The 24,413-nt window shown below is 37.4% G+C and carries 21 protein-coding genes and 2 pseudogenes; 9 read left to right on the forward strand and 14 right to left on the reverse strand.

What is annotated here, in order from left to right; translation table 11 throughout:
* Positions 1–19 precede the first annotated feature (19 nt).
* Together AA650_RS17330 and AA650_RS17335 are read right to left on the reverse strand one after the other, a co-directional pair.
* Positions 20–934: a 3'-5' exonuclease gene (locus tag AA650_RS17330; protein WP_053539958.1), complete on the reverse strand. Its 915-nt coding sequence runs from the start codon at positions 932–934 to the stop codon at positions 20–22.
* Between the two features lie 426 nt (positions 935–1,360).
* Positions 1,361–1,675, reverse strand: coding sequence for an RNA recognition motif domain-containing protein (locus tag AA650_RS17335; protein WP_053539959.1), 315 nt, complete (start codon positions 1,673–1,675; stop codon positions 1,361–1,363).
* 369 nt (positions 1,676–2,044) lie between these two features.
* Here AA650_RS17335 and AA650_RS17340 point away from each other — a divergent pair, with 369 nt between their 5' ends.
* Positions 2,045–2,491, forward strand: a complete 447-nt coding sequence (locus tag AA650_RS17340) for an SRPBCC family protein (protein WP_053539960.1) — start codon at positions 2,045–2,047, stop codon at positions 2,489–2,491.
* Between the two features lie 52 nt (positions 2,492–2,543).
* Here AA650_RS17340 and psbA read toward each other — a convergent pair whose 3' ends face one another.
* The 3 genes from psbA to AA650_RS17355 form a co-directional block, all read right to left on the reverse strand.
* Positions 2,544–3,626 carry a photosystem II q(b) protein gene (gene psbA / locus AA650_RS17345; protein ID WP_039201305.1) on the reverse strand — a complete coding sequence of 361 codons (1,083 nt, stop codon included), beginning with the start codon at positions 3,624–3,626 and terminating at the stop codon, positions 2,544–2,546.
* A 173-nt stretch (positions 3,627–3,799) separates the two neighbouring features.
* Complete coding sequence (locus tag AA650_RS17350) at positions 3,800–5,299, reverse strand: MBOAT family O-acyltransferase (protein ID WP_053539961.1); 1,500 nt, start codon at positions 5,297–5,299, stop codon at positions 3,800–3,802.
* A 125-nt stretch (positions 5,300–5,424) separates the two neighbouring features.
* The gene (locus AA650_RS17355; protein WP_053539962.1) at positions 5,425–8,448 is read right to left on the reverse strand and encodes a hypothetical protein; all 3,024 of its coding nucleotides are present in this window, start codon (positions 8,446–8,448) and stop codon (positions 5,425–5,427) included.
* Between the two features lie 1,514 nt (positions 8,449–9,962).
* On the opposite strand from AA650_RS17355, the gene AA650_RS17360 reads away from it, so the two are divergent.
* Complete coding sequence (locus tag AA650_RS17360; protein ID WP_053539963.1) at positions 9,963–10,505, forward strand: REP-associated tyrosine transposase; 543 nt, start codon at positions 9,963–9,965, stop codon at positions 10,503–10,505.
* A 282-nt stretch (positions 10,506–10,787) separates the two neighbouring features.
* On the opposite strand, the gene AA650_RS17365 is transcribed toward AA650_RS17360, so the two are convergent.
* The 3 genes from AA650_RS17365 to AA650_RS17375 are packed head-to-tail and all read right to left on the reverse strand — an operon-like array spanning position 10,788 to position 11,674.
* Positions 10,788–11,060 carry a DUF4926 domain-containing protein gene (locus AA650_RS17365; protein WP_053539964.1) on the reverse strand — a complete coding sequence of 91 codons (273 nt, stop codon included), beginning with the start codon at positions 11,058–11,060 and terminating at the stop codon, positions 10,788–10,790.
* The gene (locus AA650_RS17370; protein ID WP_039202178.1) at positions 11,053–11,430 is read right to left on the reverse strand and encodes a type II toxin-antitoxin system RelE family toxin; all 378 of its coding nucleotides are present in this window, start codon (positions 11,428–11,430) and stop codon (positions 11,053–11,055) included. The genes AA650_RS17365 and AA650_RS17370 overlap by 8 nt, the downstream gene beginning before the upstream one ends.
* On the reverse strand, positions 11,420–11,674 hold the full coding sequence (locus AA650_RS17375) for a hypothetical protein (RefSeq protein WP_193964919.1): 255 nt from the start codon (positions 11,672–11,674) through the stop codon (positions 11,420–11,422). The genes AA650_RS17370 and AA650_RS17375 overlap by 11 nt, the downstream gene beginning before the upstream one ends.
* Before the next feature lie 173 nt (positions 11,675–11,847).
* Here AA650_RS17375 and AA650_RS17380 point away from each other — a divergent pair, with 173 nt between their 5' ends.
* The 3 genes from AA650_RS17380 to AA650_RS17390 all read left to right on the forward strand — a co-directional run bounded on the left by AA650_RS17380 (position 11,848) and on the right by AA650_RS17390 (position 13,483).
* A complete protein-coding gene (locus AA650_RS17380) occupies positions 11,848–12,624 on the forward strand; it encodes a DUF5131 family protein (RefSeq protein WP_053539965.1) in 777 nt (258 codons plus the stop codon).
* 200 nt (positions 12,625–12,824) lie between these two features.
* Positions 12,825–13,070, forward strand: a complete 246-nt coding sequence (locus tag AA650_RS17385) for a hypothetical protein (RefSeq protein WP_053539966.1) — start codon at positions 12,825–12,827, stop codon at positions 13,068–13,070.
* The gene (locus AA650_RS17390) at positions 13,067–13,483 is read left to right on the forward strand and encodes a type II toxin-antitoxin system VapC family toxin (RefSeq protein ID WP_053539967.1); all 417 of its coding nucleotides are present in this window, start codon (positions 13,067–13,069) and stop codon (positions 13,481–13,483) included. Before AA650_RS17385 ends, AA650_RS17390 begins: the two co-directional genes overlap by 4 nt.
* Here the strand turns inward: AA650_RS17390 and AA650_RS17395 are convergent.
* Genes AA650_RS17395 through AA650_RS17405 form a run of 3 tightly spaced genes read right to left on the reverse strand, consistent with a single transcriptional unit; the run spans position 13,480 to position 14,271 of the window.
* Entirely contained in the window at positions 13,480–13,710 is a 231-nt protein-coding gene (locus AA650_RS17395) for a DUF4926 domain-containing protein (protein ID WP_053539968.1), read from the reverse strand. The two genes, AA650_RS17390 and AA650_RS17395, sit on opposite strands and share 4 nt — an antisense overlap.
* Entirely contained in the window at positions 13,707–14,048 is a 342-nt protein-coding gene (locus AA650_RS17400; RefSeq protein WP_053539969.1) for a type II toxin-antitoxin system PemK/MazF family toxin, read from the reverse strand. The genes AA650_RS17395 and AA650_RS17400 overlap by 4 nt, the downstream gene beginning before the upstream one ends.
* Entirely contained in the window at positions 14,041–14,271 is a 231-nt protein-coding gene (locus AA650_RS17405; RefSeq protein ID WP_053539970.1) for a hypothetical protein, read from the reverse strand. The genes AA650_RS17400 and AA650_RS17405 overlap by 8 nt, the downstream gene beginning before the upstream one ends.
* 129 nt (positions 14,272–14,400) lie before the next feature.
* On the opposite strand from AA650_RS17405, the pseudogene AA650_RS29490 reads away from it, so the two are divergent.
* Positions 14,401–14,505, forward strand: a pseudogene (locus tag AA650_RS29490) (IS4 family transposase); the annotation flags it as partial.
* A gap of 24 nt (positions 14,506–14,529) precedes the next feature.
* Here the strand turns inward: AA650_RS29490 and AA650_RS17410 are convergent.
* Positions 14,530–15,729 carry an IS4 family transposase gene (locus tag AA650_RS17410; RefSeq protein WP_053537530.1) on the reverse strand — a complete coding sequence of 400 codons (1,200 nt, stop codon included), beginning with the start codon at positions 15,727–15,729 and terminating at the stop codon, positions 14,530–14,532.
* 55 nt (positions 15,730–15,784) lie between these two features.
* Entirely contained in the window at positions 15,785–16,081 is a 297-nt protein-coding gene (locus AA650_RS17415) for an endonuclease NucS domain-containing protein (protein WP_053539971.1), read from the reverse strand.
* A gap of 201 nt (positions 16,082–16,282) precedes the next feature.
* Between AA650_RS17415 and ileS the strand changes: the two genes are divergently transcribed.
* Together ileS and AA650_RS29495 are read left to right on the forward strand one after the other, a co-directional pair.
* On the forward strand, positions 16,283–19,192 hold the full coding sequence (gene ileS / locus AA650_RS17420) for an isoleucine--tRNA ligase (protein WP_053539972.1): 2,910 nt from the start codon (positions 16,283–16,285) through the stop codon (positions 19,190–19,192).
* A gap of 48 nt (positions 19,193–19,240) precedes the next feature.
* A pseudogene (locus AA650_RS29495) lies at positions 19,241–19,959 on the forward strand (Uma2 family endonuclease).
* A gap of 138 nt (positions 19,960–20,097) precedes the next feature.
* Here the strand turns inward: AA650_RS29495 and AA650_RS17430 are convergent.
* Positions 20,098–20,346: a hypothetical protein gene (locus AA650_RS17430; protein WP_039204343.1), complete on the reverse strand. Its 249-nt coding sequence runs from the start codon at positions 20,344–20,346 to the stop codon at positions 20,098–20,100.
* 335 nt (positions 20,347–20,681) lie between these two features.
* Between AA650_RS17430 and ppsA the strand changes: the two genes are divergently transcribed.
* Positions 20,682–24,299 carry a phosphoenolpyruvate synthase gene (gene ppsA, locus AA650_RS17435; RefSeq protein WP_053539973.1) on the forward strand — a complete coding sequence of 1,206 codons (3,618 nt, stop codon included), beginning with the start codon at positions 20,682–20,684 and terminating at the stop codon, positions 24,297–24,299.
* The last annotated feature ends 114 nt before the right edge of the window (positions 24,300–24,413 follow it).

Genomic DNA, 24,413 nt, shown 5'->3' on the forward strand with positions numbered 1-24,413 from the left:
AGTTTTTCAATATTTGCTCTTAATCTTCCTGATCTTCCTGATTTTTAGGAGTGACTTTCCAATAAGTATTTGTATCAACATTTACAGTTAACTTTTCCAGATTTACCCCCAAATTTTTGCGAATATCTTCAGTTAAAGTAATAGTAAAATCTAAATCAACACCTTGATTTTCTACTAAATTTACCAATTCCTGAAACTGAGTTTTAAAAGTTTTTCGCTCATAACTTGTTAGTTTACAATGCGATGTTTCGGCAATATTTTGGACTAACATCGCTTTTTTTACCCGTTCTTGTAAATGCTCAAATTCTGACTTAAGTATTTTTTGTTGCTGTTCAATTTCTCTATATCTAGCAGTCAATAAGTTTAAATCTTCCTTAATTGGATCTACCTGAAAATTAGCCTCTAATTCTAATAATCTTAAATGTACTTGAGCCAAATAAATACAATCAAGATAAGCATATTCTAGTTGCGCTTCAGTTAATGGTCTTTTTCCCCAATCACTCCTTTGTTCTTGTTTATCAATATCATGAAAATTACAAAGTTCAGTTGCTAGAGTTTTCAGTTGATAATTAGGTAACGGTAGTAAATAAATAGGAATTTTCTTAGCCATTGCCAAAGTACAGGTAATATTTTTAGCTCTTTTACCTCCCAAATATTGCACATCATAACCAGCATTATGAAAAACTTTTTCAATAGCATCATTAGTCATAATCCTTTCCACAAAATCAGCAATTACATCTGATTTATCGAGAACATCTAACAAATAAACACTATTACCAGTCATATCCTCAGGATTATCCAACACCTGAATTAGTGATAATCTAGGATTACGAGTTTTATAATCAGCAACTTCTGTATCTATCCACAGAGTTTTAGCTTTGCTATGTTCAGTAATTAGGGAACGAATTTCCCCAGCAGTGATAAGATAAGGCATGGGTAGATGTCGGAAAATATGACTTAGTTATAGTTTTCTAAAGTAACATTTTATGACTAATCATGCTGACAAGTGCTGACCCCTAATTATGATAATATTTGTCCATAACTTGTGCCAATTTGCCAAAATATCTCTTTTGATGCCATTTTACCCTGGATTTTTCACCAAAATTCTCAAACCCTGTAAAATCTGGATTCTGGAGTTTCACACTGCATCAAAAATCAACCCAGTAAAAAATGCCGGAAACCGATTCTCTATACGGGTTATAGAAATTGCGATTACATTGTTCGTGAGAAATACGGGTTAAGTCAATATTGATCCTGTGCAGAAAATTTGCCATGAAAAAGCCCAGGAATTCACTCCTGAGCTTTTGTTAAACCTAATTATCCTCAAGGCGGATATTTATCGGCCTTAAATCTATGGATATTAGTAACGGTTACGGCTTCCACCGCCGAAGTTCCCACCACCCCGGTTTCCACCACCAAAAGGAGTACGTTCTTCTCTTGGTTTAGCTTTGTTCACTTTTAAATCACGTCCCATCCATTCAGCACCATCAAGTGCTTCAATGGCTTTTTCTTCTTCTGCTTCTGATTCCATTTCTACGAAACCGAAACCGCGAACTTTACCAGTTTCTCGGTCGGTAGGTAGCTGAACACGCTTTACAGTGCCATACTCCTTGAAAATTTCGCTTAAGCCGTCTTGGGTAACTTCATAAGAGAGGTTGCCTACATAAATTGACATAGATTTTCTCCAAAATCATAAGAGTGTAGAGATTTAGATTTCGGAGAAAAGTCTGTAAATACCAAAGGGAAAAAGCCTATCAATACTAAAAACAAACGAGGTCCACCGAATTACTTCTCGACTCCCATTATTGCATAATAAATGATATATCAACGGGTAAATTCCAAAAACTTGATAAAATATTTTTTTATACCTCAATTAGCGAACTGCTTGCAGCAGCACTTCCCTATCGCCGCATCAGCTTTTTAGTGCATTCTCTCGTTATACTAAATTTAACTATTTTTAGATGACAATTCCGAGGTTTTCAGCCTATTTCCTCATACAATTGTCAATAATGAATCTAAAGGCTCAATTTTAGGTTTTTTGTTCATGTTGCACTTTAAACATTCCTCAATCATTAACGCACCAGTTGAAGTAGTTTGGAAATTCCACGAAAGACCAGATATAGTCCAAATACTCACTCCACCTTGGCAACCTGTACAAATCGTTAGACGTGAAGGTGGGCTAGAAGCCGGGGCAATTACAGAATTTCGGCTTTTTCTCGGTATTTTACCTTTAACTTGGTTAGCACGGCACACAGACTATGAAAAATATCGCCTATTTACCGATGAACAGATATCTGGACCTTTTGAGTCCTGGGTACATCGTCATGAATTTACAGAAGAAAACGGCAAAACTAAATTAACCGATAATATTACTTATGCTATGCCCGGTGGTGATGGCATAGAATTTATGAGTGGTTGGTTAGTGCAAGCACAGCTAGAAGCCATGTTTCGCTATCGGCATTATGTGACTAAACGCGAATGTGAAAAATGAACAAAAAAACGCTACCCATAATTGGAGAGCGTTTTCTATTTAACTAAACCGATTAACCGTTGATTGCAGGAGCGCTCAAAGCAACAGGAGCAACATCAGCAGCAGCCAAGTCTAGGGGGAAGTTGTGAGCGTTGCGCTCGTGCATTACTTCCATACCTAAGTTAGCGCGGTTGATTACGTCAGCCCAGGTAGCGATAACACGACCTTGAGAATCCATGATGGATTGGTTGAAGTTGAAACCGTTCAAGTTGAACGCCATGGTGCTGATACCCAAAGCTGTGAACCAGATACCAATTACAGGCCATGCAGCGAGTAAGAAGTGTAGTTGACGGCTGTTGTTGAAGGAAGCGTATTGGAAAATCAAGCGACCAAAGTAACCGTGAGCAGCTACGATGTTATAGGTTTCTTCTTCTTGACCGAATTTGTAACCGTAGTTTTGTGATTCGTTTTCGGTTGTTTCTTTAACTAAGGAAGAAGTAACCAAAGAACCGTGCATTGCGGAGAACAAAGAACCACCGAAGACACCAGCTACACCCAACATATGGAAGGGGTGCATCAAGATGTTGTGTTCAGCTTGGAACACGATCATGAAGTTGAATGTTCCAGAGATACCTAAAGGCATACCGTCAGAGAATGAACCTTGACCGATTGGGTAGATCAAGAATACTGCGGTTGCTGCTGCTACAGGAGCAGAGAATGCTAGGCAAATCCAAGGACGCATACCTAAGCGGTAAGAAAGTTCCCATTCACGACCGAGGTAGCAGAATACGCCGATCAAGAAGTGGAATACTACCAACTGGTAAGGACCACCGTTATACAACCACTCGTCTAAGGAAGCAGCTTCCCAAATTGGGTAGAAGTGTAAACCGATAGCGTTGGAGGAAGGAACTACTGCGCCGGAAATGATGTTGTTTCCGTAGAGTAAAGAACCTGCAACTGGTTCGCGGATACCGTCAATGTCAACTGGAGGAGCGGCGATGAATGCAATTACGAAGCAAGCGATCGCAGATAGGAGGGTGGGGATCATTAATACACCGAACCAACCGATATATAAACGATTGTCTGTGCTGGTGATCCAACCGCAGAAGCGATCCCACACATTAGCACTTTCGCGCTGTTGTAAGGTAGTTGTCATTTTATGATTGCTTTATTTTCTTATGATGTTGGTAGGTTGTTTTGCCTACCTGAATACAACATTAGAGGATAAGTTTAAATTTGTAAAGATAATTAAAATTAGTATTAGTTATATCAGTTATATGTTTTCCTAATGTGATGAGATTTACAGGAATTGCAGCAGAAAATTCACCTCTAAAAATCAAAGTATATATAAGGTAAACTACCCTCAGGCGCTAGTAACCAAACTGCATAAAAACATAGGGGAACAAAAACAATTTTAATTGGCCAGCTAAATTCTAATTTCATGCCTCGCTTAAAAGTATATGCTATGAACATTATTAAAGCTATGCCTATTAACAAATAAGAAAGTTGGTACTGACTTATATTTAAGGCTTCTACATAGATTTTTTCTGAAAATTGTTGATCACCGGCATGACCCCAAAAGTTTTTGATCACTAAAGCGGAGTCTTGGAGGTTGGGGAGACGAAACCAAATCCAGGATGTGAAAACCATGATTTGTGTTAAAAGCCAAGCAAAAATAACTCCTAGCGGATTTTGCCAAAATGAATTAAGAATTGTCAAGCGATCGCTTAGTAGAACTGTGAGACGATGAACTACTAAAGCGACACCATGCAATAGACCCCAAATAATAAAACCCCAAGCTGAACCGTGCCAAATACCAGCCACTAACATGACTATCAATAAATTTCCGCAGGTACGCATTAATCCGCGCCGAGAACCGCCTAAAGGAAAGTAAAGATAATTACGTAGCCAATCACCTAATGTAATGTGCCAGCGTCGCCAAAAATCAGCAATACTTGTACTGAAGTAAGGAAAATCAAAGTTTTCCGGTAAAACCAACCCAAATAGTAAAGCACTACCACGAGCAATATCAACATAACCATTGAAATCTAAATATAACTGTAAGCCATAAGCAAAGGTAGCTAACCACAAATCTGTACTACCTGCCCTTTGTAAGTTACCAAAACATAAATCTACAAATATACCCAAATTATCAGCGAGGATACCTTTTTTAACTGCACCTCTAGCAATTAACCACATTCCTTCAGCAACTCTATCAATGCTGGGAAATCTGAGGGTATCAAATTGAATCGCTAAATTATGGTAACGAGTAATGGGTCCAGAAATTAGTTTAGCAAAAAATAATTTATATGTGGCAAATTGGATAAATTTAGTAGCAGCCTGAGCGCCACGATAAATATCTATTAAATAAGCAATACATTCAAAGGTAAAGAAAGAAATTCCTAGAGGTGCAACTAACTTAATCAATGATTCTGGTGAACTTGTTGGCTGATTAAAAACTAAATTTAGAAAATGATTTATGTATTTAAAGCCTAAAAGAATAAAAACATTAAAACCTATGCCAATCCACAATACTTTAAGACGGCGTTGATTCCAGTCAGCTTGAGCAAATTGCCATTCCTCATTAGATAAATTCCAGTTTTGAGAATGTTTTCCTGGTGAAGTATTACTGCCAATTTCTAAACCTAGATGGAAGTTGATAAAAGTTAGTGTTAAAAGCAATGGTAAATATTGAATATTCAAAGATGCGTAAAATAAAAGACTAGCTATTAACAGTATCCATAATCTTATATTTGCTAAATTAACAGTCCAGTAGATGCCTAAAACACTCAATAGAAACAACCCATAAAAAATTGATATAAATTTCATTGTTTGTTAATTGATAATTCTGAATTTGTGATGAGGAAGAAAGAATACAAGTATTTTGTTATTTTTCGTAAGTTAGGAATGAGGATGAAGAATATTTTCTCATCTATTCTCTATTTCCTATTTAATCATTTTGTTGGCCAGCTAATCATTGGATCTATAGCTAGTTTATTGGATACTTCATAAGCACCATAACGATTGAGGTGACTAGGATCTGAAAAGTAATCATTTGCTTTTGTCCATAGCTGACTTAAATCACGATAGATAAATTGAGGATGATTGGTAAAGGTTAATAAATACTCTTGAAACTGTTGCTCATATTTCATGCGTACGGGATCTAAATAATCTGAAGTGAGAGGCATATTCACAAAGACGAGAGAGATATTATTATTTTTGGTAAACTCTAACATGGAATGGAATGCCTGATCTTGTTTACCTGCTAATTGGAAAGATTTATAATCATTATCGTAATCTCCAGAAACTTTGGGATGTTTTTGATAGTATGTGGTGGGATTATAGCGAATAGATAAAGGTAAGAATCCATCAAAATCAACTCCTTGGAGAGAAGAATTATTGTCTATTTCTGAATCATGAGTGATGTGGACTTTTGATTTAACTGGGGAATGTTGATAGCTAAAAGGTAGATATTGAAGTTGTTTTTGGAGAAGAATTTTAATTTGATCACGGCTTTTATAACTAGCAGATAAATTAGCTACAGACTGATTTAACCAATCGTTAGTGGTTTGATAGATATTAGTATCTGCTGTTTTAGGTTTATTACTAACTTTTTCTGTGGGATCTTTTAGATTTTTATTACCTTCATTAGCTTTGACTTTTGTTGGAGATTTCTGCAATATTTGTTTGTATCCTGGTGAAGATTCAATTGCATTGAAAGTAATATCTTCTCTCCCATTGTTAAAGGCACGAGAACCATCTGCCCATAAAATTATTTTTGGTAGTTCTTGGGGTTCTAAAACCTGACGGATGAGAACATCAACGACTTGGGCTGTTGCTCCATTAATGCCAAAGTTAAATATATCAATATTGCTATGATTCTGGGAGGATAAAGCTTTAGAAAGGGCGACAGGATCAACTCCTCTCAGTGCGCGAGAAGAACCAACAATTAAGACATCTGGTGGACGTTTTTTTGTAGATAACCGCTGTTTATATAGAGCTAATTGTTCATCTAATTGCCTAGCATTAAAAGTGGGTATTTGCGATCTGGCTGCTAATAAAATAGCTGTAGAAGTGGCTTTTTCTTTTAATGGTCCGGCTGGCAAATTTCCTGATTGAGCATTATTATCATTAATAAATCCAGAAGCATTAAAGGCGGAGGGATCATTATTAAGTAATTCTGTTGTCCCTGGTTGATTTGAAAATGATGTTTTCTGATTATTTGGTGATAGTGAGGATGCTTGTGCTTGTGAGGATAATGGTGAAACAATATTATTACTAGCTTTTGGTGAATTTTTAACAGTATGTGCGACGACGTAGCCTAACATAAAATCACTTTGTAAGGCGAGAAGTAATCCTAATGCTAACCAAATCATCCCGCTGCCAATTCCTTGATTATCGGGATTTTCGTCTATTTCCTGATTAGATGGTGTAAATATTTGACTGTTTAAAAGTAAATTTCTGATTAATTTATTGGTGTTTAGTACCCAATTCTTTGATGCTTCTTTGAGAAAAATTTTTACTTTTTCATTGGTTAAATCGGGACGCAAAATTTCTTCACTGTTTTCATCTATCATTAGGGAATTTACATATTCTGATGTAGCGGCAAATTCTGGTGTTGCTTCAGGAACTAATCGAGAACGTTCTTCTAGATCAGCCCCATGATGCCATACGGGTTCTTTATCACCAGCACGACGACCATAAACACGGACACCAGTAATACCAGAAATTTTCAGTTGGCGGATAAATTGAGTCACTTTACTAGAAACTTGATAGCGTGTAGGACAAACGGGAGCATCACACATTATGTGTAATAAATCTTCTTTGCGAACTAGTAGTACCCGGATACCACCTGTTTTCAATCGCCAATCTAGGTTGGGATTGAGTAGTCGCTCTAGTAAAAAAATCATGGCTGGTTGATCACCTGCACGGGCAAGCTCCAATGCAGATGTGAGTAGGAATGGATGCTCAGATGCTGGTAAAGATACCCAATCTATCCAAGTTGGTTGTTTGTCTGTGGTTTTTTGTCCGTATATGGCGGCTGAGATAATGGCTTGAGGAGCAATACTTTCGAGTAGGGGGACAATGGCTTGTAGTGCGGTCGTTTTATCCGGTGCGGGTGCGGTTTCTAAGGGGTCAAAAGCTGGGGTACAGAAGATGTGCAAGGTAGATTCTTTGAGGGAAGTTTGCAATGCTATTTCGAAGCCTAATAATTCTTCAGTTAATATTCTAGCGATCGCTTGCACATCTCCCCATCGCGCCCATTCTTTTAACATCACCTCTGGAGGTGTCAAATCTACTCTTACCCGCCAATCTGGCTCTGTTTCCCCTCGAACTTGGGCAACAATAATGGCATCCTGATAACCGACAAGCTGCAAATGTCTGAGCTTTTGGGCTACCGTTTCTGCCAATAATGATGAATCAGGGCTATAGCTAGACTGACAAAATACCCAAAGACGATTAGCGACAATCTGAGAGTTATTTTTCGCCGCAGAGGGTTTAATTTTTACCTGTATTGCTATACCTAAATGGCTGAGATGTTCGCTCAAATAGCGAGCAATGGCATCCCCATCCCCTTGACGTGCCAAACTTTCATTAGAGATAATCAGCGAGCCTCCAGGGCTTATAGGCGTTTCTGTCTGTGCCAATAGTGCCTGTTCTAAATGTCGTTCCAGTTGATTTAAATATACCCGATGGCACCATTCAGGACGGTGTTCCCCTTTTTTTCGACCATAAATTAATACTTGGTATATTGACGGTTGTTCGTCATTGGTGAGGGTATCTACATCAGTTTGCTGTAGTGCCTGCAATAACTCCGATAAGGTTTGCCAGCGTTGTGGACATTCAGCGTTTTCACAGAGAATATGTAGGTCATTACCTAGCAATCGGACTTTTACCCCGAAAGTATTTATACCCGTTGCTTGGCTTACCCATTGCACTAAGGAATTTTGACGATCATCAAGTAATACTGTTTTCATGGGCGGTGGGATTTAACAGCAAGGTTGTATGGGGGAATTTCGGCTGTACTTGTCAACTAGAATCATAGAACTATCACATTTTGCCATTTTTTTAAATAATTTAGGACTTACGCAGCTTGCAAAATTGACAAAGATGGTCTTGGAGAATGTTTGAAAAGTGGTATCCCGTAATTTTCATCACATTGTTACCCCCCGTTCTCCTAAAGGGGGGTAACAATAAAAATCTAGTTCCCTCCCCTTTATAAGGTTTTATCAATTTCAGGATTAACCCAACAATCATCAGTAACAATAAAAATCTAGTTCCCTCCCCTTTATAAGGGGAGGGTTAGGGAGGGGTAAAATATTTGATACAGCAATCATGACTTTTCAAACACCATCTTATGGAAGAATTTAGGAATTAGGAGGTAGGGGCGCAGCAGGGTTAGCGCATCTCAACCCCTATTGACAAAGGGATTTACTCGATATGTGGGAGGATGTTCAATTGACACAACTCAAGGTAGTTTAAGAGATAACCCATCTAACCACTGTATCTAAGTAATGTCAACGGGATTTAAGAAGAAGTGCAAAACCAAAACATCTGTTATACCCAGTGTAGACAGCAAAGAGATTACCAGTAAGTTTCTGCACCACTTTACGGGAATAAAAGATCCTAGAGCAGAAAGGACTCGAGTTTCACCATAAGAATACTCGGTAACTGGGAAACTCAGGTTTTAACCGCTTTGAATATTTTTTCATTACCGCCTTGGAGTTGGGAAATTTGGGGTGCTTTTGTAATTCACTTCAACGGGACAATTACCGATTCAAATTTCCCAACTCTGTACGCATAATGTTTTGCTCACTCATAGCCTCCCATTTCTGGGGTAATGTTAGCTGATGCCTACGGCACGCTGCGCGAACGACCTGTTATAAGAGCTTTTTAGACTTGCAACACTGTTTCACTGACCTTAAAACTGTTTAGTTGCAAATGACAGCGCAGGGAACTAGCTATGCCTACGGCAGGCTGGCGCGAACGCATTCGGTGGGTGTCGTGACTCAAATAACGGCTACCCTTCGACTCCCTTCGACTTCGCTCAGGGCAAGCCCGCTCAGGGTGGCCTGGTCAGTACGGCTTGCTTGATTTCTCTTACAGGCCCAGTCCATTTAGGGCTGGGTTACTGACTAATCTTTCCTCAGTTCAGCAACAAGCGATCGCTCACCGCACCCTACAATCAATCATACCATCTCCTATAATTGATCGGATAACCTGCACACCTACATTGAAACTGTGACCGAAACTGGAAAATACAAAGATACCGTCAACTTACCCAAAACCACCCACCAGAATAAGTAGTCGGACAAAATTAAATTCACTTGTTGAGAGAGGGAACAGGTGACAAGTGACAGAAAAATAAGTTGTGCAATTAATTCTGTCCCATTACTTATTATAATTAATGTTGGGTTTCCTTACGTCAACCCAACCTACGGGGTAAAATCAAGATTATAAAACACAACTTTAATCACAGGATATTTATAGTATGGAATATCGCCGCGCTAAAGTGGCAGGAGGAACATACTTTTTTACAGTGGTGACAGAGAAAAGACGAAAAATATTATGTTTACCAAAAAATGTTTCTTTATTAAGATATGCTTTTGGTTATGTAATACAGAAACATCCATTTATTATAGATGCTGTTGTTATTTTACCTGATCATGTCCACTGTATTTGGACTTTACCAGAAAATTATCATGATTTTTCTACCCGTTGGCGGTTAATTAAAAGTTATTTTAGTCGTAAATGTGAAACTATTTCACCAGAAGAAATATCCGTATCTAGAAAAAAGAAAAAACAACGGGCTATATGGCAATATCGGTTTTGGGAACATTTAATTAGAGATGAAATAGATTTTCAATATCATGTTGAATATATTCATTATAATCCGGTGAAACATGATTTGGTAACAGCACCAAAAGATTGGGAATATTCAAGTTTTTATCGCGCTGTGCGTCAAGGTATGTATGACATGATGTGGGGTGCGGGTGAGGAAATTATTTTTGATGATGATATTGGCAACGAGTAGGTTGGATTGAATGAAATGAAACCCAACATTTATGGTATACTACTGATGAGTAGTGTCGGGTTTTCTCAACCTAATCTATTACTAAACAATAACATTTTAATAATCACAACCACCAAATTAATTAAGTTTAAAAAGGTTTCAAGCCATGACTACAACAGTTCAAGCAATCTTCAAACAATTCAACTCTATTTTTGGTCATTCAGTTATTAAGCGTCGTCAAGAGGAATGGGAACAAAGTCCGGAAGGTTGGGTAGAACAAAGTTAAACCCAACCCACAATTACTTACGCTGTAACCATTTCCGGTACTAAATTAGGGGATTTTGGCTCAAAATGTAAAACCATTATTTGCTCTGGACGTAAACTAACAGATTGATATGTTTGTCCATTGCGTGAAGCGAAGCTATCCCGAAGGGAATCGCTAAATTCTACTTCAAACGCAGCACCATCGGCTAATAATTCAACTATTGTACCAACTTGACCACGTAACAAGTTATATTCAGGTAAATCAACTGTGAGTGCTACTACGTCTAGTAATTGGGGCATACTTTTAGTCATCTAGAATTGTCTTTCCTTCTTCATATTGAGCTATTGCTTGTTCAATTATTTCATTACTCACATCTGTCAGATCAGATTTAGAATAAATTGTAGTGAGTATAATTCCTTGAGCATTTTTCAGATAATAAATCACCCTATATCCTCCACTTTTTCCTTTTTGAATGTTACTATTTTTAATACGAACTTTGAAAACTTGATATTTAATTCCCGCAATTCTATCTCCAGGAATTTCACCTGCTTGTAGTTGATCAATTAAAGGTTGAACATCACTACGAATTGAACGATAGCGTTTAGCCAGTTCTCTTAAATCCCTTTGAAAACGAGGAGTAAGAGCAATTTCAATTAGTAGTGGTTCATTATTATTCTGCATCTATTCCTTCCCACATTTGTGAAAGGGGTATAGTTTGTCCACTTAATGCTTCTTTTATTCCCTGATGAATACCTTCAATGACAATTTCTGTGGGTGTTTCTTCAAGAGATGAATTTTTCTCTAATTGGAAAATAGATTTTTGGATAAGTTCCAATGTGTATGTTTCCACAGAAAGTCCTTGCTGTTGTGCTTCTTGTATTAAATACTGTTCTAATTCTGGTGGTAAGCTGAGGGTTAGTGTCATAAGTCTATTGTGGATGACTTTATATATTGTAAACCTGCAAAAATAAAAAATTGTAAGTTAGGAGAAAATTATTTTCGATACTCATAAAATCTGTTATATTATAGTACATACGAATTAAAAACATCAAATCCAGATAACTTACAAAATTCATAACTGACTGAGGTTAAATCATCATGTCTAGTATAAACACAGGTATTGAGTGGACAGATAAAACTTGGAATCCCACAACTGGTTGTAACAAAGTTAGTCCAGGTTGTGTGCATTGCTACGCAGAAGCTATTACTAAACGCTTTCCTAATAATTTTAAAAATGGATTTGATTTAACTCTACATCCAGAAAGATTGACAGAACCTTTAAAATGGCGTACTCCTAGTAGAATTTTTGTTAATTCAATGAGTGATCTTTTTCATGAAGAAGTACCTTTAGATTTTATTCAAAAGGTCTTTAAAGTGATTCATGCTACGCCTCATCACATATATCAAATATTAACAAAAAGACCTGAAAGATTAGTTGAATTAGCACCACATCTAGACTTTCATAAAAATATCTGGTTAGGTGTATCAGTGGAAAATCAAAGTTATGTTTCTCGTATTGATTTACTTCGTCAAGTTCCTGCAAATGTGCGTTTTCTTTCCTGTGAACCATTGTTAGGTTCATTAAATCTTGACCTCACAAATATTGATTGGGTCATTGTTGGTGGAGAATCTGGTCAAAAACATCGTCCAATGAATATTGAATGGGCTGAAGACATTCGTGACCAATGCCAAAAAGCAGAGGTTGCATTTTTCTTTAAGCAAATCGGTGGTAGAACTTCTAAAGCTGGAGGTAAGTTATTAGATGGTAGAATATGGGATGAAATGCCAGAAGCTTGGCAAGAACATCAGAAAAAATGGGGTCAATCTCCACGAAAATTAGCATTAAAAAAAGAAAGTTTGCAACTTACGGCTTAGGTGGAAATGTGACTTTAACAGAATCTCCAAAGGTATTTTTTCTTCGTTCATTAACAGGTGGTTATGTAGTACAAAACACAATTTTATTTAAAATAAATTTACAAAAAATAAAGTTTTCTTATGAAAGATAAAATGTTTGTGATAAAATTAATCTAGTTTTATCAACTTACCAAAATTTTTGATAATGGCGACAAAAAACTATGACTAATCTCTTACAACAAGCTTATGCTGTCGTCTCCCGGCTACCTGAAGATGAACAGAATGAAATTGCTCAACTGATTTTCCAACAATTAGCACAGCGTCAACAACTACTGCATCCAAAAACTATAGATTTTATGCAATTTGCTGGTATTGCGAATGCTGAAGAAACTATACTTTTACAAAACCTCGAACATGAGATTGCAGAACAAAGATTACTAGACTTGAAAAGGCAAATTGAACTGTGAAAAAAGCTTTACTAGATACTAATATCCTCTCATATTTTCTGCGAGGTGAAACACAAGTTGTCAAAAAATTCCGTGAATATCAACAATTTCATAGTTATCTAACTTTTTCTGTTCTTACCTATTACGAAATCAAAAGTGGATTGCTGTATAAAGATGCTAGAAATCTTTTGCAGCAATTTGAAATTCTTGCCAATAGCAGCGAGATTTTACCCCTTGATATAGATACAGCTAATGTTGCCAGTATTATTTATCAAGATTTACGTCAGAGAGGTTTATTAATTACTCCCCTCGACTTACTGACTGGAGCATCAGCAATTCATCATAAATGCGTTTTAATCACTGCCAATATTAAGCACTTTCAAAATATCCCTAATTTAGAATATGAAAATTGGATAACACCTCCCTTATCCTAAAAATGTAACACCATTATTTGCTCTGGACGTAAACCAATAGATTCATAAGTTTGTCCATTGCGTGAAGCGAAGCTATCCCGAAGGGAATCGCTAAATTCTACTTCAAACGCAGCACCATCAGCTAATAATTCAACTATTGTACCAACTTGACCACGCAATAAATTATATTCAGGTAAATCAATTGTGAGTGCTACTACGTCTAGTAAATTGGGTGTATTTTTAGTCATTTAATATTCAAAACAATAGCTAAAGCATTACTAATTTCCTGCATAATTTCTTCCGCAACTATTCCCACTTTTTTAATTAGTCGTTGTTGAGAAACTGAACGAATTTGAAAAGTATCTGCTGTGGATAATTTGCTTAAATTATTCTCTGCTGTTGTTTCAATACGTATCATCCAAGGTACTTGTGCAAAAACTTCGTTCCATCCGGTAATAGGTACAATAACCTTTAAGCGTAAAGTACCTATATCATCATTATTAACAATGATACAAGGTCGGGTTTTGCTAATTTCATCCCCTACTGTGGGATCAGCATTATACAGCCAGATTTCACCTCTACGCATAATCTTGGTACTCATAAAAATCTTCATTATAAGTATCAACAAATTCTGTTAAACTGCTTTCTGTTTCATAATAAGAACGCATCATTTCCGCAGCAGCAGTTAAGCTCAGTTTTTGAGGATTTTGCATTTCTTCACGCATGAGTTTTAAGGCAAATTCTATTATCTCTAGTCTTTCGACATTAGGCATTTGTTTAATAGCTTCTAAAATTTGGGGGTTGATCATAATTTGTGGCAATTGTAAGTAGTTTCTATTTTAAAGTAAGACAGAAGTGTTGAATGTTAGGAAAAGATTAAAAAAAAGTACCATAATTTGATACAATCTAAAAAAATCTAGATAAAGAATTATCAAATTATGCGCTTAAAGAATTTTCCAGAAGTGGTCAAAACAATATTGAAACCATTGCCCAAAAAAGATTATCCAGTTCTGGACACATTTTCATTTGTATCAGTGTGGTTACAGTCTTAACGGGTGACAAGGCGGCTAAAGAGCTTGTTTCATAAGGGATAGAGCCTGAAAGCCCCGTTGAAAAAAGAGGCGTTTATGAGGCTTGAGATTGATTAAATTCAGAGCTAAATCAGCCCATAATTCCATACCATAAATCCATAGTTGTCCGTAGAGAGCAAAGCTAAAATCACTTTGACGTGGGTACTTGTCCTGATGTTGTTGAATACGTCCGGCATAAGTCTCTATACCTAATTTTTTCATCCGTTGACCGTGCATAGTGGCTAAACTATAAGCAATGACAATCAATAATACTAAAGCTAAAAAGCGAGTTTCATTTACTTTAGTATCCTCTAAATTATAACCACCAGTTTTACAATCCTTAAAGAATTGCTCAATTCCCCATCGACATCTATAGAGGCATAAAGTTTGTTGGAGAGTTGGTAGATTCGTCAAGATATACCAAGGTTCTTTTGGTCCAGAGTTCCGATATTTTCTCTTCCAATAAACAGCGATATTAAATAAGCCTAATTCATCCCCTTTACCACATTTAACTTTTTCATAAAATCTCGACATTCCTGGCTTAAATCCTTGATTTTTAAGAACTTGATATTCTTGTTCAGGTTTTTCTTGAAAATAAAGGTTTTTCTTCTGGCGTAAAGCGAAGTAAACTCCTTGCTCATCAAGCCATTTAGCCAGTTTTGGACTATGAAATTCTCTGTCTGCTAACACCACAATTCGACATTTTTTTAACAACTTTATTGCTGTCTTTATTAATCTTTTCTGTGTTTGTAAATTACTATTTCCGACATGATTTAATGTTTCCCAATATAGTGGTAGGGCATGAGTACCCCATACCAATGTCACCATAAATATATTTCGCCCCTTCCACTGTGTTCTATCCAGTGCTACCATCCAATAACCATATTTTTGATACTGTTTTTTATGAAAATAACGGCGCTGTTCTCGATTCAGTTGTTTTGGTGTTAACGATTGTCTAATCCAATATTTTATCAATGGAAACCATAATAATTTTACGCAGAGTTTACCTATTCCTAAAAATCTTTGTAGATTACGTTTCCTGCTTTCATATTTAATTGGTTGGGGAAACAAGCTGGCCAATTTTGACAGTTTTACTTGGCGATGAGCCTGTATTAATAACAACAATATCTCTAGTGTCAAATACTGCTGTTCACTCAAATGCTTTCGGAAAATTGTTTGATATGATTGTGGTAACATTTTTTGCTTCGGGGGCTTCTTTGTCCCTATTTTTTTACTCCCTTATTTTCTCAAATTATTGCCACATCTCATCTTCAACCGCCTTGTCACCCGTTAAGAAATTTTCATAATAGCGTGTGAGTTGATTAATAACATAACGATCTTCTGTATTTTTTAATTCAATAATAGTCAGTTGATTATTTTTGCTAATTGCCACAATATCACAAATCTCTCCTTTTATATATAATTGGCGTGTTAAGGGTTTTAGTTGAAATATTTCTTCTAAATTCTCCCAAACAAAGGTTTCTAATTCAGACTCATCAATAAATTTCCAGCCTTGATCAGTTTTCTGTAATGCTACGTTGTTTTTCATTGTGGTGATAGGAGTAATAATATATTTAATTTATAATAAAAAGTACCTCATTATACTTGTTCAGTCCTGTAGGTTGGGTTGAATAAAGTGAAACCCAACATTAACTCCAAAATACCAATAAGCGTTGTTGGGTTTTCTCAACCCAACCGACGACTTATAATTGATCGGATAACCTGCACACCTACATTTAGGCATGAGATTGTGACCGAAACTGGAAAATACAAAGATACCGTCAACTTACCCAAGACTAACTTCGATATGCGGGCAAACGCAATCAAGCGCGAACCCGAAATCCAAAAATTCTGGGAAGAAAACCACATTTATTCTCAACTGGCTGAAAACAACCCCGGTGAATTATTTATACTGCACGATGGTCCTCCCTATGCTAACGGCCAGTTGCATATTGGTCATGCTTTAAATAAGATTCTCAAAGATATTATTAACCGCTACCATTTGCTCCAAGGTCGTAAAATTCGCTACGTTCCTGGCTGGGATTGTCACGGATTGCCCATTGAGTTGAAAGTTCTGCAAAATATGAAACAGGCAGAACGGCAAAATCTCACTCCTTTGCAATTGCGTCAAAAAGCGAAAGAGTTCGCACTGAAGACGGTGGACGAACAACGGGAAAGCTTTAAACGCTATGGGATTTGGGGTGATTGGGAAAATCCTTATTTAACCCTCAAACCAGAATACGAAGCCGCGCAAATTGGCGTTTTTGGGGAAATGTTCCTCAAAGGTTATATTTATCGCGGTCTAAAGCCTGTGCATTGGAGTCCTAGTTCTAAAACAGCTTTAGCAGAAGCTGAGTTAGAATATCCTGAAGGTCACGTTTCTCGCAGTATTTACGCCGCTTTTTCGGTGGTGAAGGTTGCTGAAGGGTTAAAGGCTAGTTTGGATGGCTTCTTGCCTGATTTGGGCGTGGCTGTGTGGACTACTACACCCTGGACTATCCCCGGTAATTTGGCTGTGGCTGTGAATGCTGCGTTGGAATATGTGGTTGTGGAGGTCTCACGCAAAGGCGCAAAGGCGCAAAGGGAATGCAGATATCTGATTGTTGCGGCTGAGTTGGTGGAACGGTTGGGAGAGGTTTTAGATTGTGAGTTGACTGTAAAGGCTAAATTCTCTGGTCAGGATTTGGAAGGGACTATTTACCGTCATCCTTTGTTTGACCGTGAAAGTCCGGTGGTGGTTGGTGGTGATTATATCACTACTGAGTCGGGGACTGGCTTGGTGCATACTGCTCCTGGTCATGGTCAAGAGGACTATATTGTTGGTCAGCGTTACGGTTTGCCGATTCTTGCCCCTGTTGATGATAGTGGGAATTTTACGGATGAGGCTGGTAAGTTTTCTGGCTTGAATGTTTTGGGTGAGGGGAATCAAGCGATTATTGACGCTTTAAGCGAGGCTGGTTCTCTGTTGAAGGAGGAGGCTTATCCTCACAAGTATCCTTATGATTGGAGAACGAAGAAACCGACGATTTTCCGCGCTACTGAACAATGGTTTGCTTCTGTGGCTGGTTTTCGGGATGAGGCTTTAAAGGCTATTTCATCTGTGCGGTGGATTCCGGCACAAGGTGAGAACCGCATCACGCCGATGATAGCAGAAAGATCCGATTGGTGTATTTCTCGTCAGCGTTCTTGGGGCGTGCCGATTCCGGTGTTTTATGATGAAGCAACTGGGGAAGTTTTGCTGAATGCGGACACGATTAACCACGTTCAAGCTATTATTGCCGAAAAGGGTTCTGATGCTTGGTGGGAGTTGTCGGTTGAGGAGTTGTTACCGGAACAATACTGCAATAATGGCAAGAGTTACCGCCGGGGTACAGATACAATGGATGTCTGGTTTGATTCTGGTTCATCTTGGGCGGCTGTGGCCAAGCAAAGACCGGAGTTATGCTATCCTGCTGATATGTATTTGGAAGGTTCTGACCAACATCGGGGTTGGTTTCAATCTTCTTTGTTAACCAGTGTGGCGGTTAATGGCATTGCACCTTATAAAACTGTGTTAACTCATGGTTTCGTCTTGGATGAAAATGGACGAAAAATGAGCAAATCGGTGGGGAATGTGGTAGACCCTCAGTTGATGATTCAAGGTGGGACTAACCAAAAACAACAACCTGCTTATGGTGCGGATGTTTTGCGGTTGTGGGTTTCTTCGGTTGATTATTCTGGTGATGTGCGGTTGGGTGGTAACATCATCAAGCAATTAGCGGATGTCAGAAATAAGATTCGCAACACAGCACGGTTTTTATTGGGTAGTTTGCATGATTTTGATCCTCTCAAAGATGCTGTAGCTTTTGATGATTTGCCAGATTTGGATAAGTATATGTTACACCGCATTCGTGAGGTGTTTAATGAGGTGACGGACGCTTTTGATAGTTTCCAGTTTTTCCGCTTTTTCCAAACTGTGCAGAATTTCTGCGTTGTGGATTTGTCGAACTTTTATTTAGACGTTGCGAAGGATAGATTATATATCAGTTCTGCTGATGCTTTCCGTCGTCGTAGTTGTCAAACGGTGTTGCAAGTTGCTTTGGAGAATTTAGCCAGAGCGATCGCCCCTGTTCTATGTCATACTGCGGAAGATATCTGGCAATTTATCCCCTACGAAACCCAATATAAATCAGTTTTCCAAGCTGGTTGGGTGCAAGTGGATGATAAATGGGATAATCCCGAATTAGCGGAATTTTGGAAAACACTGCGACGAATTCGTGGTGATGTAAATAAGGTTTTAGAACAAGCGCGGACAGAAAAGTTAATTGGTTCTTCTTTAGAAGCTATTGCATTGATTTATCTTAGTGATGAAAAATTACGCGCTGCTATTGAACCTTTAAATGTTAGCGGGAATGGAATTGATGAATTAAGATATTTATTCCTCACTTCTGAAGTCCAATTATTAGATACTCCTGAGACATTAAAAGGATTGAAAACCCTGCGAGTTCAAGGTGAAGATAATTGGGATATTGGGGTAGTTAATGCCGCAGACTATGAGGATGAAGGGAAATCTTATCACAAATGCGATCGCTGTTGGAACTATTCTCCCCATGTGGGTGAATCAGCAGAACATCCTTTACTGTGTGAACGTTGTATTCCCGCATTAGCTGGAGAATTTTAAAATCATGTAGGGGTTTAGCATTGCTAAACCCTTATACGATACGCAACAATGTTTTTCTTACCAATGGTTTTAAAAATGCAACCCAATATCATCATGAATGATGATCAATTTTTTGATTTCTGTCAGTTAAACCGTGATTTGAGAATCGAACGTAACCATCTTGGAGATTTATTAATTAGGGACTTCCAGGAAATAAATTATCCCAATAAATAAATGAACAAACGAACCACAGAGGCACAGAGAACACAGAGAGAGAAGAAATAGGGAGGGTTTTTGCGTTAGTTTTGGGACATTTTTTTATTTGGAAGTCTCTTATGTCTCCTACAGATTCAGAAACAGGTGGACGTAATTTTAATTTAATCGGTGAATTAGGTGTTTGGACAAAGCAAAATGGTACAGGAGTAGGATTTGGTTCTAGTGGTGGTTTTACCTTACCTAATGGTGCAGTGCGTTCTCCTGACGCAGCTTGGATAAACCGCACAAAATGGGAAGCAATACCAGCAGAACAAAGGAAAAAATTTGCTCCTATTTGTCCTGAGTTTATTATTGAATTGCGTTCAGAAACTGATAATTTAAAGATTCTGCAAGAAAAGATGCAAGAATATATAGATAATGGTACACAATTAAGATGGTTAATTGATAGAAAACAACGGAAAGTATTTATTTATCGTCCCAATTGTGTAGTTGAAGAATTAGACAATCCCCAAACATTAACTGGTGAGAATTTATTACCCGGATTTGTTTTAGATTTAAGTCAGATTTGGTAATAAATAACAGTAGAACATAGATATTGTAAAAACTAATAAATCCATTAATTCATCTGCGTTCATCTGCGTACCCTTCGGGAAGCAAGCTACAATCATTCTTGAAATTTTATTTGGTAATAAATAAATTATATTCCAGCTTTAGCGAGAGAATTTTCCCTCTAATCTTGATTGAAAAGAATTTGGTTGAATTAAACAATAAGAACCAAGACGATATTCTGGGGGGGCGATTTTTTTAGTTAACTTTGCTAAAATGGGTCTTGGGACTTCAGCGGTATGACGTTGGGTTAATACAGGCATTTCTTGCCAACAACTGCGGCAAAACCAATAAGATTCAGTACCACGAATATGGTGTAAGAGTGAATCGGAACAACAAGGGCATTGAGGCATAATAGTTTTAAGTCCTTCTTTGCAAGCGGTTGGCTAAATGTAGTCATGTAATGAATTGAGATAAAATAAAACTTCTTATGTACATTCCTGAATTTTAACTCTCAAGGATGGGGGGATTGTGAGAATATTTGCAAGAACAATATATTACGTAATATTTCGCTATATTGCCTCTATATTTATTTACACTCTAAACTAGAGTAATCATAAATGGATGAGACATCTGGTAGTAAATCCCGTCCCCTCCTCTATATCCTCGCAACATCTTTAAACTGTCCGTGCATAAACAGAATGGGTTCTGAATTAAATAACAGTAGCTATTTAAGGAATCTCAGAATATGTTGGAAATTAAACGCAACCAAGAAAATAGCCAAATTACACAAGAAGCTTTAGTATTACCCTTTAATACCGTAGGAATTGCGGATATTCCCCTAGTAGGTGGTAAAAATGCCTCTTTAGGGGAAATGATTCAACAACTCAGTTCTCAAGGGGTAAAAGTTCCCACGGGATTTGCGACTACGGCTTATGCTTATAGATACTTCATTACTGCGGCTGGGTTAGAGGCAAAACTGAGGAAGATTTTTGCAGATTTAGATGTCGAAGATATGGATAATTTGCAAGAATGTGGGAAAAAAGCCAGATCATTGATGTTGGAAACCCCATTTCCGCTAGAATTACAAGGAGCGATCGCTAAATCCTATCAAAATCTTTGTGAAGAATACGGTATTAATACTGATGTAGCTGTTCGGTCTAGTGCTACAGCGGAAGACTTACCAGATGCTAGTTTTGCGGGACAACAGGAAACCTACCTGAATGTTCATGGCATCAAAGGTGTATTAGAATCTTGCCATAAATGCTTTGCCTCTATTTTCACAGACAGGGCAATTTCCTACAGACAAATAAGAGGTTTCGATCATTTTGAAGTAGCCTTATCAGTCGGTGTCCAAAAAATGGTACGTTCTGATTTAGCATCTTCTGGAGTCATGTTTTCCATTGACACAGAAACAGGGTTTCAAAATGCCGCTTTAATTACCGCTGCTTATGGTTTGGGTGAAAACATCGTTCAAGGTGCAGTTAACCCAGATGAATATTTAGTATTTAAACCAACTTTAAAAAAAGGATATAAACCCATTCTCCAAAAGCGGTTGGGAACAAAAGAAATTAAAATGGTTTATGATCTAGGCGGATCAAAATTAACCAAAAATATTTCCGTTCCTCAACTTGAACGTCATCAATTTGCCCTAAATGATCAAGAAATTCTCCAACTAGCGGAATGGACTTGTATCATTGAAGATCATTATTCCCAAATTCGGGGAATATCCACCCCAATGGATATTGAATGGGCAAAAGATGGCATAACTGGTGAGTTATTTATCGTCCAAGCTAGACCAGAAACAGTTCAATCACAAAAATCAAAAACCGTTCTCAGAAGTTATCAACTCCAAGAAAAAAGTCAAGTTTTATTAACAGGTCGCAGCGTTGGCGAAATGATTGGTCAAGGACAAGCTAGAGTAATTTTAGATGTTCCTGATATTAATCTCTTTCAAGCCGGAGAAGTGTTAGTTACTAACCGCACAGACCCCGACTGGGAACCGATTATGAAAAAAGCTAGTGCTATTGTCACTAACTCTGGTGGGAGGACTTGTTTTGATGGAGAGACAAAAATTCTCACCAATCAAGGTTTTATGACCATTCAGCAAATTTATGAACAAGGATATCAAGAATTATCAACTTTAGCCCTCAACACCACAACCCATCAAATGGAATGGAAACCCATTACAGATGCCATGAAACGGACATCTAAAACAATTGGTGTGAGTGTATCTCAAAGTGGGAGAGTCACAGATAATATCCTGCGATTAACTCCTGATCATAAAATGGTCAACCTGCGGAATGGTGAATATATCAAAACTGAGATTCAAGAAATGTTAGATACTCAGGAAATGGTGCTTGTATCTCAGAATATTCCCACATTAGGTGACAACAAAAATCAAGAAGCTGATTTAGCTTATCTGATTGGGGGAATCATCACAGACGGTTCAATTTACACTAGTCGAACTCATGGGGAAGTCCAGTTTATTCAAAAATGTTTACCAGAAAAACAAGCATTCATAGCTACTATGAATGACAAAATGAATGCTGTTTATGGTAAATCTTTTACTCCTTGTGAGAAAGCAGTATCTTCAGGTTACATCCGAGGAAAACAGGTAAAAGGACAAGCTACAGCTTATCGTATTTATTCTAAAGCTATAGCTTATGACTTAAAACAAAAAGAACAACAAATTACTCAAATTCTCCTGGAAAACACTTCAGAAGTTGCTTATCACTTTTTAGGAGGTGTGATTGATGGTGATGGTTGCTATGCTAATAATCGCATTAACATCTATATCTCTGAAGAGAACTTACTACAAGCTGTCATTATTGCTTGTTTGAAAATCAATACTGTTCCTCAAGTTACCAGAAATCGTCATATCTACAATGTCCAAATTGTAGAAAAATTAGAGCGAATTTTAGAATATACTCAACGAGTCAAAGGAGATGTTTATCGAAGAACTATTCAAACTCGTTTCTTTGCTACTAATCAACTATTTGGTGACAATGTTACAGGACAAATCAAACTTAGAGAAGATAAAAATCTCCTAATTTCTGATAAACAACTCCGTGAAATAGGTCAATTTGAACAACTTCTGCAAGGTAATATTCGGATGCAACGAGTTATTAAAGTTGCAGATGCAGTAGACGCTGAAGTTTATAATATAACTGTTGCGGATCATCATAATTATCTGGTTTTTACGGATAAATATACTCCTGTAGTTGTTTGTAACTGTCACGCAGCAATTATTGCCAGAGAAATGGGTATTCCTGCATTAGTTGGTTGTGGAAATGCAACAGAAATATTACAAACAGGACAAGAGATTACTGTTAGTTGTGCAGAAGGGGAAACAGGTCAAGTTTACTCAGGTTTGTTAAACTTTGAAATTCAAGAATTACCATTAGATAACTTACCGCGAACCCGCACCAAAATAATGATGAATGTGGGTAATCCTGAAGAAGCTTTAGGTTTAACCGCAATTCCTAATGATGGTGTTGGTTTAGCGAGAATGGAATTTATCATTGCTAATCATATTAAAGCCCATCCTTTAGCATTATTACATTTTGACGAATTAGAAGATGAACTTGCCAAATATAAAATTACTGAATTAACAGCCCAATATGAAGATAAAGCCGAATTCTTTATTGCTAAATTGGCGCAAGGTATAGGTACAATAGCCGCAGCATTTTATCCCAAACCTGTAATTGTCCGATTATCAGATTTCAAAAGTAACGAATATGCAAACCTTTTAGGTGGTAGACAATTTGAACCCAAAGAAGAAAATCCCATGCTTGGTTGGCGTGGTGCTTCTCGTTATTATGATCCCCGTTATCGTGAAGGTTTTGCATTAGAATGTCAAGCTATGAAACGGGTAAGAGAAGAAATGGGTTTAACCAATATGATTCTCATGGTTCCCTTTTGTCGCACTCCCGAAGAAGGAAAACGAGTATTAGCAGAAATGGCAAAAAATGGCTTAGTTAAAGGCGAAAATGGCTTAGAAGTTTACGTTATGTGCGAGTTACCAAGTAACGTTTTATTAGCTGATGAATTTAGCCAAGTCTTTGATGGTTTCTCCATTGGTTCTAATGATTTAACCCAATTAACATTAGGATTAGATCGAGATTCTGAATTAGTGGCACATTTATTTGATGAACGCAACGAAGCTGTTAAAAGAATAATTGCCAAAGCCATAACTACTGTTAAACAAAATGGTCGCAAAATTGGTATTTGTGGACAAGCACCCAGCGATTATCCAGAATTTGCTCGTTTTTTAGTTGAACAAGGTATAGATTCTATTAGTCTCAACCCTGATTCTGTGATTAAGACAATGTTAGAAATTGCGAAAGCAGAAACAGGGGAATAACTAAGGGACTTCCAAATAAAAAAATACTCAACCACCTAACGCAAAAATCTCTCAAACCCTTATTCCTCTGGAGGAAAGAGGTTAGGAGAGAATTTTTCAAGATTTTTACTTTTT

Origin of the sequence: Anabaena sp. WA102 (genome assembly GCF_001277295.1) — a bacterium.
Classification (GTDB): Bacteria; Cyanobacteriota; Cyanobacteriia; order Cyanobacteriales; family Nostocaceae; genus Dolichospermum; species Dolichospermum heterosporum.

Coding starts and splice junctions, on each gene's coding strand:
- AA650_RS17360 (WP_053539963.1), top strand. CDS start 9,963: ATGGAATATCGCCGCGCTAAAGTGGCAGGAGGAACATACTTTTTTACA.
- AA650_RS17415 (WP_053539971.1), bottom strand. CDS start 16,081: ATGAAAAACAACGTAGCATTACAGAAAACTGATCAAGGCTGGAAATTT.
- AA650_RS17340 (WP_053539960.1), top strand. CDS start 2,045: ATGTTGCACTTTAAACATTCCTCAATCATTAACGCACCAGTTGAAGTA.
- AA650_RS17400 (WP_053539969.1), bottom strand. CDS start 14,048: ATGCGTAGAGGTGAAATCTGGCTGTATAATGCTGATCCCACAGTAGGG.
- AA650_RS17410 (WP_053537530.1), bottom strand. CDS start 15,729: ATGTTACCACAATCATATCAAACAATTTTCCGAAAGCATTTGAGTGAA.
- AA650_RS17375 (WP_193964919.1), bottom strand. CDS start 11,674: ATGACACTAACCCTCAGCTTACCACCAGAATTAGAACAGTATTTAATA.
- psbA (WP_039201305.1), bottom strand. CDS start 3,626: ATGACAACTACCTTACAACAGCGCGAAAGTGCTAATGTGTGGGATCGC.
- AA650_RS17335 (WP_053539959.1), bottom strand. CDS start 1,675: ATGTCAATTTATGTAGGCAACCTCTCTTATGAAGTTACCCAAGACGGC.
- AA650_RS17330 (WP_053539958.1), bottom strand. CDS start 934: ATGCCTTATCTTATCACTGCTGGGGAAATTCGTTCCCTAATTACTGAA.
- AA650_RS17365 (WP_053539964.1), bottom strand. CDS start 11,060: ATGACTAAAAGTATGCCCCAATTACTAGACGTAGTAGCACTCACAGTT.
- AA650_RS17380 (WP_053539965.1), top strand. CDS start 11,848: ATGTCTAGTATAAACACAGGTATTGAGTGGACAGATAAAACTTGGAAT.
- AA650_RS17385 (WP_053539966.1), top strand. CDS start 12,825: ATGACTAATCTCTTACAACAAGCTTATGCTGTCGTCTCCCGGCTACCT.
- AA650_RS17355 (WP_053539962.1), bottom strand. CDS start 8,448: ATGAAAACAGTATTACTTGATGATCGTCAAAATTCCTTAGTGCAATGG.
- AA650_RS17370 (WP_039202178.1), bottom strand. CDS start 11,430: ATGCAGAATAATAATGAACCACTACTAATTGAAATTGCTCTTACTCCT.
- ppsA (WP_053539973.1), top strand. CDS start 20,682: ATGTTGGAAATTAAACGCAACCAAGAAAATAGCCAAATTACACAAGAA.
- AA650_RS17395 (WP_053539968.1), bottom strand. CDS start 13,710: ATGACTAAAAATACACCCAATTTACTAGACGTAGTAGCACTCACAATT.
- AA650_RS17430 (WP_039204343.1), bottom strand. CDS start 20,346: ATGCCTCAATGCCCTTGTTGTTCCGATTCACTCTTACACCATATTCGT.
- AA650_RS17350 (WP_053539961.1), bottom strand. CDS start 5,299: ATGAAATTTATATCAATTTTTTATGGGTTGTTTCTATTGAGTGTTTTA.
- AA650_RS17405 (WP_053539970.1), bottom strand. CDS start 14,271: ATGATCAACCCCCAAATTTTAGAAGCTATTAAACAAATGCCTAATGTC.